The sequence below is a fragment of the Streptosporangium sp. NPDC049078 genome (genome assembly GCF_040648855.1).
GTDB lineage: Bacteria > Actinomycetota > Actinomycetes > Streptosporangiales > Streptosporangiaceae > Streptosporangium.
The window spans coordinates 108,983-119,352 of the sequence record NZ_JBEZEL010000005.1 but is presented as its reverse complement, the minus strand read 5'-3'; the positions used below and the strand labels follow the sequence as shown (position 1 = coordinate 119,352).

Annotated in this window: 8 protein-coding genes; 5 read left to right on the top strand and 3 right to left on the bottom strand. The window is 72.8% G+C overall.

Annotation, left to right across the window (positions count from 1 at the left end; genetic code table 11):
* The first annotated feature begins 170 nt into the window (after window positions 1–170).
* The 3 genes from AB0B90_RS09660 to AB0B90_RS09650 all read left to right on the top strand — a co-directional run bounded on the left by AB0B90_RS09660 (window position 171) and on the right by AB0B90_RS09650 (window position 5,885).
* A complete protein-coding gene (locus AB0B90_RS09660) occupies window positions 171–2,057 on the top strand; it encodes an ABC transporter ATP-binding protein (protein ID WP_350944089.1) in 1,887 nt (628 codons plus the stop codon).
* Window positions 2,054–3,769: an ABC transporter ATP-binding protein gene (locus AB0B90_RS09655; RefSeq protein WP_350944091.1), complete on the top strand. Its 1,716-nt coding sequence runs from the start codon at window positions 2,054–2,056 to the stop codon at window positions 3,767–3,769. The genes AB0B90_RS09660 and AB0B90_RS09655 overlap by 4 nt, the downstream gene beginning before the upstream one ends.
* 115 nt (window positions 3,770–3,884) lie before the next feature.
* Window positions 3,885–5,885, top strand: a complete 2,001-nt coding sequence (locus AB0B90_RS09650) for a prolyl oligopeptidase family serine peptidase (protein ID WP_350944093.1) — start codon at window positions 3,885–3,887, stop codon at window positions 5,883–5,885.
* Window positions 5,886–5,948: 63 nt separating this feature from the next.
* Here the strand turns inward: AB0B90_RS09650 and AB0B90_RS09645 are convergent, their stop codons facing one another.
* Window positions 5,949–6,974 (bottom strand): hypothetical protein, encoded by a 1,026-nt coding sequence (locus tag AB0B90_RS09645; protein ID WP_350944095.1) that lies wholly within the window; start codon window positions 6,972–6,974, stop codon window positions 5,949–5,951.
* 160 nt (window positions 6,975–7,134) lie between these two features.
* Here AB0B90_RS09645 and AB0B90_RS09640 point away from each other — a divergent pair, with 160 nt between their 5' ends.
* Window positions 7,135–7,746 carry a TetR/AcrR family transcriptional regulator gene (locus AB0B90_RS09640; protein WP_350944097.1) on the top strand — a complete coding sequence of 204 codons (612 nt, stop codon included), beginning with the start codon at window positions 7,135–7,137 and terminating at the stop codon, window positions 7,744–7,746.
* A gap of 71 nt (window positions 7,747–7,817) precedes the next feature.
* Here AB0B90_RS09640 and AB0B90_RS09635 read toward each other — a convergent pair whose 3' ends face one another.
* Both AB0B90_RS09635 and AB0B90_RS09630 read right to left on the bottom strand, forming a co-directional pair.
* Window positions 7,818–8,729, bottom strand: coding sequence for an oxidoreductase (locus tag AB0B90_RS09635; RefSeq protein ID WP_362921928.1), 912 nt, complete (start codon window positions 8,727–8,729; stop codon window positions 7,818–7,820).
* 54 nt (window positions 8,730–8,783) lie between these two features.
* Entirely contained in the window at window positions 8,784–9,152 is a 369-nt protein-coding gene (locus AB0B90_RS09630) for a MerR family transcriptional regulator (protein WP_350944252.1), read from the bottom strand.
* A 127-nt stretch (window positions 9,153–9,279) separates the two neighbouring features.
* Between AB0B90_RS09630 and AB0B90_RS09625 the strand changes: the two genes are divergently transcribed.
* A complete protein-coding gene (locus tag AB0B90_RS09625; RefSeq protein WP_350944100.1) occupies window positions 9,280–10,353 on the top strand; it encodes an alkene reductase in 1,074 nt (357 codons plus the stop codon).
* Window positions 10,354–10,370: the final 17 nt, after the last annotated feature.

Below are 10,370 nucleotides of genomic sequence, written 5' to 3'. Positions count from 1 at the left end.
ACGCCCAGCAACCTGAGCCTTCTGCTCTGCCACTAGTAAGACCCCGTGCCCGGGACGGCCAGCGACGGCGGCCGTCCCGGGCACTCCCGTTCCGGGAGGGGCCGGAACACCAGGAAAGCCCGGGAGTTCGAGGAAACCCGGGAAGCCGGTCGGTTCAGGAAGGTGCGAACGTGCGAGCAGCGGATCGGCTGGTGGCCGACACCGTACGGCGTGGCGGACCCTGGCTCGCCGTCCTCGTGGCCACCTCCGTCCTGGGCGCCTTCGCGCAGCTCGCGCTCCCGCTCGTGCTGGGCAGGACGGTCGACGAGCTCGTCACCGGCGCGCCCGGCGGCACCGGAGCGGCGACCTGGCTCGGTGCCTGCGCCGCCGCCGTCACCCTCACCGTGCTCTGCGACGCCCTCGGCGTCTGGGCCTCGGGATCGAGCGGCGCGCGGTCCTCGGCCTGGCTCAGGAACCGGGTCGTACGGAACGTGCTCGGCGTCGGGCCGACGATCACCCACCGGTTCCCCGAGGGAGACCTGGTCACCCGGATGGGCCTGAACACCGAGGAGATCGGACGCGCCCCCGAGTCGATCGTCACCGGTGCCGCGCTGGTCATCCCCACCGCGGGCGGCATCGTGGCACTCACCCTCATCGACCCCCTGCTGACCGTGACACTGGTCGCCGGGCTCGTCCTCATCGCCCTCGTCCTGCGGGCCTTCCTCACCGTGAGCACCTCGATAGCGGGCGACTACCAGGCGGCGCAGAGCGACATCGCCGCCCGCCTCGTCGACGCCCTCGCCGGGGCCCGTACGATCGCCGCGGCCGGTACCGCCGACCAGGAGCGGGCGCGGGTGCTGACCGCCCTGCCCAGGCTGCGCGGCCACGCCATGGACATGTGGCGGGCCAACGCGCGGGCCGGCGTGCAGGCGGGAGCGGTGGTCCCGCTGCTGGAGGTGGCCGTGCTCGGGGTGGGCGGGCTGCGCCTGGCCGCCGGGGACCTCACCGCCGGAGAGCTGTACGCCGCCGCCCGCTACGTCGTGCTCGGCGCGGGTCTCGGCTCGGCGCTGGGCTACATCGGCAGTCTGGCCAGGGCGCGGGCCGCCGCGGCCAGGGTGCAGGAGCTGGTCTCCGAGAGCCCGCGGGTCTACGGTGGGCGCTCACTGCCCGCCGGTCCCGGCACGCTTGAGCTTCGCGGCGTCGACGCGGGCGGCCTGCACGACGTCGATCTCGTCATCCCCGGTGGGCAGGCGGTGGCCGTGGTCGGCCGTTCGGGGGCGGGCAAGTCCCTGCTCGCCGCGGTCGCCGGACGGCTGGTGGACCCGCGCCACGGCACGGTACTCCTCGACGGCGTCCCGCTGCCCGACCTCTCCCGCGAGGCGCTGCGCCGCGCCGTCGGGTACGCCTTCGAACGCCCGGCGCTGCTCGGCGAGACCGTCGGCGCCGCCGTCGCCCTGGGGCTCGACGCTGCCACCCCCGGCGCCGGGTGCGACGGCCGGCCGGGTGAGAAAGGCGAGGTCGTGCGGGCGGCGGCGCGGGCGGCCCGCGCGGACATCTTCGTCAGGCGGCTCCCCGGAGGGTACGACACACCGCTGGAGGACGCGCCCATGTCCGGAGGCGAGCGGCAGCGGCTCGGCCTGGCTCGTGCCTTCGCGCAGGGGGTGCGCCTGCTCATCCTGGACGACGCCACCTCCAGCCTCGACACCGTCACCGAACGTCAGGTCGCCCGCGCGCTGTCGCGGGAACTGCGCGACCGTACGCGGCTGATCGTGACCCACCGGGTGGCGACCGCGGCGGCGGCCGACCGGGTGATCTGGCTGGAGGAGGGCCGGGTACGGGCGTGCGGCGGTCATCGCGCGCTCTGGGCCGACCCCGCCTACCGCGCCGTCTTCCAGGCGGACGCCTCCTCCGGCTCCGGGGCCGGCGCGTCCTCCCCGGCGGGTGCGCCCTTCCAGGCCCGCGTCCCTTCTCCGGCGAACGCGTCCTCCCTCGCGGCCCCACCTTCCCCAGGGGATCCGTCTTCCCTCGGGGACCCGTCTTCCCGGACCGGCACGTCTTTCCAGGCGGGTACGTCGTGAATCCCTCGGACGTACGCGTCGCCGGCAGGCCCCTGCGGCGGGCGCTCAGGAGGGACCCGTACCAGCTGGTCAGGCTCGCGGGCTGGTCCGTCGCGGAGACGGCGCCCTCGCTCGTCATCGGCCTGGCCATCGCGCGGGCGATCGACGACGGCTTCGGCACGGGGCGTCCCGCGACCGGGTTCGCCTGGCTCGCGCTGCTCGGCGGCGCGTGGCTGCTCGCCGCGGTCGGCGCCCGGCAGGTGGTGATGGCCGTCGCCTCGATCGTGGAGCCGTTCCGCGAGGAACTGCTCGCGCACGTCGTCGACGACGCGCTGCGCCACTCGGTCATGTCCGGGCGAGGGCCGGGAGCCGCCGCGGTGGCCCGCTCCAACCTCCAGGTCGAGCTGGCCCGCGACGCCTTCGCCTCGGTCATCACGGTGGTGAGGTCGTTCGCGTTCACCGTGGTGAGCGTCGTCCTCGGGCTCGCGACCCTCGTGCCCGAGGTGCTCGCGCTGGTGCTCCCCCCCTTCGTCGCGGGCCTTGTCGTCTTCCTGCTGTCGCTGCGCGCCCTGGCCAGGCGGCAGCGGGACTTCATCCTCGCCGACGAGCGCACCGCCGAGGCGCTGGCCACCACGGTGGGCGGGCTGCGTGACATCACCGCCTGCCGGGCCGAGGAGCGGCTGGCGGACGACGTCGGCCTGCGGGTGGCGGAGCAGGCCCGCGCGGCCCGGTCGCTGGCGCGGGTGACCGCGCTACGCACGCTGTCGCTCGCGGTGGGCGGCTGGCTGCCGGTCCTGCTGGTGCTGTTCGCGACCCCCTGGCTCGTAGGCGAGGGCGCGGGCGCCGGGGTGATCCTGGGCGCCCTCGCCTACGTCACGCAGTCGCTCGCGCCCGCGCTCGGCAACCTCGTGGAAGGGCTGGGCATCAACGGGGTCCGGCTGCGGGTGGCGCTGGGCAGGCTCCTGCGCGACGGCGAGCCGCCCGCGCGGGCGCGCGGGCGGCTCGCGGCGCGGGGCGGGGGGGCCGAACTGCGCGGCGTGACGTTCGCGTACGGCCCGCACGCGGAGCCGGTGATCGACGGCCTGAACCTGGTGATCCCGGAGGGGGACCACATCGCCGTCGTGGGTCCCAGCGGCATCGGCAAGTCCACCCTCGCCGCGCTCCTGACCGGTGTGCTCCCGCCGAGGTCGGGCGAGGTCCTGGCGCGCGGGGTGCCCGCGGACCGGCTCGACCCCGCCGACCGGGTACTCATCCCGCAGGAGGCGTACGTCTTCCGCGGCTCCCTGCTGGAGAACCTGACCTACCTGGCCGGCGCCTCGCGGGAGGCGGTGGACGACGCGGTGACCGCGGTCGGCCTGACGAACCTGGTGGCGCGGCTGGGCGGATACTCCGCCGAGATCCACTCGGGGTCGCTCTCCCCCGCGGAACGACAGCTGGTCGCCCTGGCCCGCGCCTACCTCGCCCCGGCCCGGCTGGTGATCCTCGACGAGGCGACGTGTCACCTGGACCCGGCCGCCGAGGCCCGCGCGGAGGAGGCGTTCGCCCGCCGTGGCGGCACGCTCCTCGTCATCGCCCACCGGCTCACCTCCGCCCTGCGCGCCCGGCGGATCCTCGTCATGGACGGCACCAGCGTCCGGCTGGGCACGCACGAGGAGATGCTCGCCACCTCCCCGCTGTACGCGGACCTGGCCGGACAGTGGGATCCGTCGAGCACCCAGGAGCTGGTGCCTTGACCTCCCCGCCCTCCTTGACGTCCTCGACCTCCTTGCCCCTCGCGACCCGCACACCCTGCTCGCCGTGTTCCCCGCCCAGGGCCGAGGCCCGGGGACCTCACACCGGAGGAATTCGATGATCTACCCCCCCGCGGAACGGCACCCGGTCGTCGACCACCTGCACGGTCGCGCGGTTCCCGACCCGTACCGGTGGCTGGAGGACCCCGACAGCTCGGCGACGCGAAGGTGGACGGCCGCCCAGGGGGAACTGTGGCGCGAACACGCCGGCACGCTGCCGGGACGCGACCTGTGGCACGCGCGGGTGGCCGCGCTGACCGGGGCCGGAACGGTCGGCACGCCGATGTGGCGGGGCGGGAGCCGGTTCTTCCTGCGTCGTACGGCCTCCCAGGAGCACCCGGTCCTCTACCGCACCGACCCCGGCGGGGCGGAGGAGACACTGATCGACCCGATGGAGCTCGACCCGAGCGGGCTCACCACGCTCGACCACTGGCAGCCCGACCTGGACGGCAGGCTGGTGGCGTACCAGCTGTCCAGGAGCGGGGACGAGCGGTCGGAGCTGCGGGTCATGGACGTCGCCACCCGCCGGGTGGTGGACGGCCCGATCGACCGCTGCCGGTACGCGCCCGTGGCGTGGCTGCCCGACGGCAAGGCGTTCTTCTACGTCCGTTCCCGCCAGGTCCGCCTGCACCGGCTCGGCACCCCCGCCGAGGACGACGCGGTGATCATGGGTGAGGAGCGCTCGTACGGCCTGGGGATCAGCTACAACGGGCGCTGGCTCACGGTCTCGGCGATGGCGGACGGCGGCAACGACCTCTGGCTCGCCGACCTGTCGTCCTCCTCCCCCGAGCGCCCCGACCTGCGGGTGATCCAGCGAGCGGCGGGCGCGACGACGGCGCCCGCCGTCGGCCGCGACGGGCGCCTGTACCTGCTCACCACGCTGGACGCGCCCCGGGGACGACTGTGCGTGGCCGACCCGGCGCGGCCGGGTCCCGAGTACTGGGTCGACCTGGTCGAGGAGGATCCGGAGGCGGTGATCGGCGAGTTCGCGATCGCCGACCAGGCGCTCCTGGTGAGCTGGACCCGGCACGCGGTCAGCGAGATCAGCGTCCACGACGCGGTGACGGGAAACCGGCGAGGCCTGGTGCCGCTGCCCGGCCTCGGCTCGGCGAGAGAGATGACCACCCGCCCCGAGGGCGGCCACGAGGTCTGGTTCACCTACACCGACAGCGTCACGCCCCTGGGAGTGCACCGCTACGACACGCGCACCGGGCGGACGTCGCTGTGGAGCCCCGCGCCCGGCGCCGTGCAGGTGCCCGAGCTCGAAGCCCGCCAGGTGGTCTGCGTCTCCGCGGACGGCACACCGGTGCGGATGGTCGTGCTGGCCCGCCCCGGCTCGGGTCCCCGGCCGACGATCCTGTACGGCTACGGCGGTTTCGGGCTCTCGCTCACGCCGTCGTACTCCAGCTACATCCTGCCCTGGGTCGAGGCGGGCGGGGTCTTCGTCCTCGCCCAGCTGCGCGGCGGCGGCGAGGAGGGCGCGGCCTGGCACCGCGACGGCATGCTGGAGCGCAAGCAGAACACCTTCGACGACTTCGCGGCGGCGGCCGAGAAGCTCGTCTCCGACGGCTGGACCACCCCCGCGCACCTGGCCGCCTGCGGCGAGTCCAACGGCGGGCTGCTGGTGGGCGCCGCGCTGACGCGGCGCCCCGACCTGTTCGCCGCCGCCGTCTGCTCGGCACCGCTGCTCGACATGGTCAGGTACGAGCGCTCGGGCCTCGGCCCCGTCTGGAGGTCGGAGTACGGTTCGGCCGACGATCCCGAGCAGCTGGGATGGCTGCTCGGCTACTCCCCCTACCACCGGGTCGTCGACGGCGTCGACTACCCCGCGACGCTGCTTACCACGTTCGGCGGTGACTCCCGGGTGGACCCCATGCACGCGCGCAAGATGTGCGCGGCGCTGCAGGCGGCGACGTCGGGGACGCGGCCGATCCTGCTGCGCCACGAGGGCGACGTCGGCCACGGCTCCCGCTCGGCGGGCCGCGCCGTCGACCTCGCCGCCGACATGCTCGCCTTCCTCGCCGCCCACACCGGCCTGGAGGTTTTCGAGACGCGGTAGACGATCCCGCCCCCCTCCGATCCGGTGTCGCGCGAAGACCGGATCGCCTCGGTATCGGCGCCCTCAGTCGCGGTAGCGGTCGGCGAGGGCGGCGAACGCCGCCTTGGGCTCCCACGGCATGTCGGGGTAGGTCCGGCCGGGACGGTCTTCGAGCACCTTGACCAGGCCGTAGCTCGCCATGTCGAAGTCCTCGCGAGGGTCCTCGCGGTGCGGCAGGTTGTAGGACGCGAAGGTGCACCAGAACGCGGTGTCGACACCCTCGGCGGCGAAGACCTCCAGCGACTCCCTCAGGTATGTAACCTGCTCGGCCTCGTCACGGATGTAGTCGCCCTTCAGGCCGATCGCCTTCGCACCGTCCCATTCGACCATGAACATGCCACGCGCACCCAGGTCTGCCGCGCCCCGGTGGGTCGTGCACCCGAACTCGGTGATCGCGACGGGCTTCCCCCGCGCGACGAGGGAGCGGATCGCCTCGGCGTACTGATCGGCCACCTCGATCGACGTGTAGGCGTCGACCGAGACGATGTCGAAGGGCGTCCAGTCGATCCGCTCGGACGGCAGCGCGGCGTAGGTGACCTTTCCTGCGAACCGGTCGCGGACCGCGCTCACCGCCTTGGCGAGGAAGTCGTCGAGGAGGGCGGGGACCCGCGCCATCACCTCGCGCAGGCGATGCGGCTCGGCCAGCAGGGCGAGCCGGTCGGCGAGGGTGTCGCCGGGCAGGAACCCCTTGGTGAACAGGGTGAGTTCGGCGCCGGTGACGAGGACGACCTCGGCTCCCCTCCCGCGTAGCCGCTCGGCGCGTTCGGCGCAGTCGGCGAGGAAGGTGAGCAGCTCTTCGGTGGTCAGGTCGCAGGTGAACGGCGAGAACCAGACCTCCAGTCCGGCGTCGGCGGCGTGACCGGCGGCGATCTCCAGCCGGTCCGGGTCACCGCCGGTGATCCGGACCGCGTTGCAGTGCAGGTCCTCGCGAATGACGCGCATCTCCCGCTTCACGACGTCGGGGTCGAACGGTTCGCGGGTGCTCGGCCCCGCGTCGGCGAGACCGGTGTCGATGAAGCCGGTGTCGTAGGTGATGCCCTTGCCTCGCATGACTCGTACCCTTCTCAATGCCGATTGGATACCGCCGCACGTCAGAGCACAGACTCTCCGACGGGGAGGCATTTACGGTACTCATCGTACCTTAATCGGATGACAGCGCCGATTTTCGGCGGAAAAACAAGGTACACAGAGTACCCACTAAGGAGAGAAGATGACCGAGGAGCCCACCGCCGCCCCGACCAGGCGGCGCGGCGCCGCCCTGGAGCAGGCGATACTCCGCGCCGCGGTCGACGAACTCCTCGAATCCGGATATTCGGGCCTAAATATGGATAAAGTCGCCAGCCGAGCCGGTACCAACAAGAACGCGATCTACCGCCGCTGGCCGAACCGGGCCGCGCTCAGCATCGCCGCCTACCGGCAGCTGAGCGCGGCCTCCGCACCACTGCCCGACACCGGCGAACTGCGCGGCGACGTGCTGGAGCTGCTGCGTGGCGCGAACCGCCACTGGTCCTCGCCCACCGGCGACATCCTGCGCAGCCTGCTGTCGGGCGTCGCCGACGATCCGGAACTCCTCGCGCAACTCCACGAACAGTCCGGCGACGCCGGGTCCGGCATGTGGTTGACGATTCTCGGGCGCGCGGTGGCCCGCGGCGAGGCTCCGCCCGAAGTCCTCCACCCCCGGGTGGCCACCGTCGCCGTCGTACTGCTGCGCAACGAGTTCGTCACCCGCGGAGTCCCCACCGTGCCCGACAACGTCCTCGTCGAGATCGTCGACGAGGTGTACCTGCCCCTGATACGCGGACACCGCCGGACCCCGGACTGACCCTTCGTCACCTCACCCGCCGTCGCGGAGCCGTACCGGATCCAGGTCGTCGCGGACCCGGCGAGGGTGCTTCAACGTCCACTCCTCTGGACGGAGCCGAGACGGGTCATCTCCTCCTCCGAGAGCCGCAGGGCGCCGGCGGCCACGTTCTCGGCCAGGTGGTCGGGGTTGCCGGTGCCGGGGATGGCCAGCACGTGCGGCCCGCACCGCAACGTCCAGGCCAGCCGTACCTGCGCGGCCGTCACGCCGTGCGCGCGTGCGACGGCGAGCACCTCCTCGCTCTCGGCGACGCTCGCTCCCGCCTCTCGCCCGGTCCCGGCGATCGCGAAGAAGGGGACGAACGCGATGCCCTGTTCCCCGCAGGCGCGCAGGAACTCGTGGTCCTCGGGCCGTGCGCCGATGCCGTAGGCGTTCTGCACGCAGACCACCGGCGCGACGGCCTGGGCCTCGGCGAGGTGCGCGGGCGTGACGTTGGAGACGCCCAGGTGCCGGATCATCCCGGCGTCGCGCAGGTCGGCCAGCGCACCGAAATGCTCGGCGATCGAGCCGGGCGCCATGCTCCGCGGGATGCGCAGGTTCACCACGTCGAGGTGGTCCCGGCCGAGCTGGCGCAGGTTCTCCTCGACCTGGCCGCGCAGCTGCTCCGGCCCGGCCCACAGCCACTCACCCGACGGATCCCGGCCAGGCCCGACCTTGGTGACGATGACCAGGTCATCGGGGTACGGCGCGAGCGCACTGTTGATCAGCTCGTTCGCCGAACGCAGCGCGGAGAAGTAGAAGGCCGCGGTGTCGATGTGGTTCACCCCGAGCTCGACCGCACGGCGCAGCACGCCGATCGCCCGGCCCCGGTCGCTCGGGACGCCGTTCCCGAACGCCGCACCGCTCTGTGTCAGGCGCATCGCGCCGAACCCGATCCGGTTGACCGGCAGGTCGCCGAGCTCGAAAACGCCCGCGGCCGCGGCGGTTACCGTCTTTGCGGTCATCGAATCTCCTTGTGCGTGGAGCCCCGCCTGCGGGCGGGGGAAGGAAGTCCGGGATCAGTGAGTCGTCAGTCGATCGCGGTGCGCTCGATTGGCGTCGATGAGCCGGTCGAGGGCGTCGCGGGCACTGAGGATCTCCTTGATGTGCTGGTCGATCCGGCCTCGCTCGTACACCAGCCGCTCGAACGCCTCCTCGGAGTTCTGCTCGCTGGGCGAGTCGACGCACGGCAGCAACTCGACGATCGTACGGCTGGAGAGCCCGGCGGCGTACAGCCGCTGGATGAACACCACCCGCTCGACCTCGTCGTCGGTGTAGTGGCGCTGGCCGCTGGAGCTGCGCGTGCTGGTGAGCAGCCCCTGCTCCTCGTAGTAGCGCAGCGACCGGACGCTCACCCCGGCCCTCGACGCCAACTCGCCGATCCGCATCGCGCCTCCCATCGAAAAAACCTCGGCCGAACACTTGCCTCTGACGTCAATGTCAGGTCTTAGCGTAATCGTCGTGTCCAGCCGACGGACGCGACCGTTCTCAGGAACCTCGGAAAGGCGTACGCAGATGACGACCCTGTTCGACCGCTACCGGTTCGGTGCGCTGACCCTGCCCAACCGCGTGGTGATGGCCCCGATGACACGGGTCCGCGCGGGTGCGGGCGGCCTGGCGACACCCTCGATGGCGACCTACTACGCCCAGCGCGCCACCGCCGGGCTCATCGTGACCGAAGGGGTGCAGCCCAGCCTGGTCGGGCAGTCCAATCCGGGCACCCCCGGTCTGTACACCGACGAGCAGGTCGCGTCCTGGCTACCGGTCACCGACGCGGTCCACACCAACGGCGGTCGTGTCTTCGCCCAGATCATGCACGGCGGCAGGGTCTCCCATCCCGACACCACGGGGACGCGGCCGGTGGGCCCCTCGGCCGTTCCCGCCACCGGGGAGGTGTTCACCCCGACAGGCCCCAAACCGGCGCCCGTGCCACGGGCGCTGGAGACCGCCGAGGTGCCCGAGCACGCCCGGTCCTACGCCGAAGCCGCCCTCCGGGCCGTCGACGCCGGCTTCGACGGCGTGGAACTGCACGGCGCGAACGGCTACCTCATCGCCCAGTTCCTCTCCAGCAACGCCAACCTGCGCACCGATGTCTACGGCGGATCGATCGCCAACCGGATCCGATTCGCCGTGGAGGCGGTGTCCGCGACCGTCGAGGCGGTCGGAGCGCACCGGACGGGCATCCGGCTCTCCCCCGGCGCGGGCATCTGGGGCGCGCAGGACACCGACGTCCCCGCCCTGTACGGCGCGCTGCTCGCCGAACTCGCCCCCCTGGACCTGGCGTACGTCCACCTCGAGGCCACCGCCGACGAGGACGTGCTCGTCGGGCTGCGCAAGTCCTGGCCCGCCACGCTCGTCGTCAACCCGGTCTTCCCGATGGGCCCCCGGCAGACCGACAGGGCAGCCGCCGACCACTGGCTCGGCCTCGGCGCCGACCTGATCAGCTTCGGCCGCGCCTTCATCGCCAACCCCGACCTCGTGGAACGGCTGCGCCAGGGGCTCCCGATCGCGCCGCACGACGAGTCCACCTGGTACCAGGGCGGCGACGCCGGCTACCTCACCTACCCCGCCTACCGGCACACCGCCTGAACCCGAGCCGCATCGGT

Excerpts from the sequence above, each read along its gene's own strand:
- AB0B90_RS09650 (WP_350944093.1), top strand. The coding sequence starts at position 3,885 with ATGATCTACCCCCCCGCGGAACGGCACCCGGTCGTCGACCACCTGCAC.
- AB0B90_RS09645 (WP_350944095.1), bottom strand. The coding sequence starts at position 6,974 with ATGCGAGGCAAGGGCATCACCTACGACACCGGCTTCATCGACACCGGT.
- AB0B90_RS09640 (WP_350944097.1), top strand. The coding sequence starts at position 7,135 with ATGACCGAGGAGCCCACCGCCGCCCCGACCAGGCGGCGCGGCGCCGCC.
- AB0B90_RS09635 (WP_362921928.1), bottom strand. The coding sequence starts at position 8,729 with ATGACCGCAAAGACGGTAACCGCCGCGGCCGCGGGCGTTTTCGAGCTC.
- AB0B90_RS09630 (WP_350944252.1), bottom strand. The coding sequence starts at position 9,152 with ATGCGGATCGGCGAGTTGGCGTCGAGGGCCGGGGTGAGCGTCCGGTCG.
- AB0B90_RS09625 (WP_350944100.1), top strand. The coding sequence starts at position 9,280 with ATGACGACCCTGTTCGACCGCTACCGGTTCGGTGCGCTGACCCTGCCC.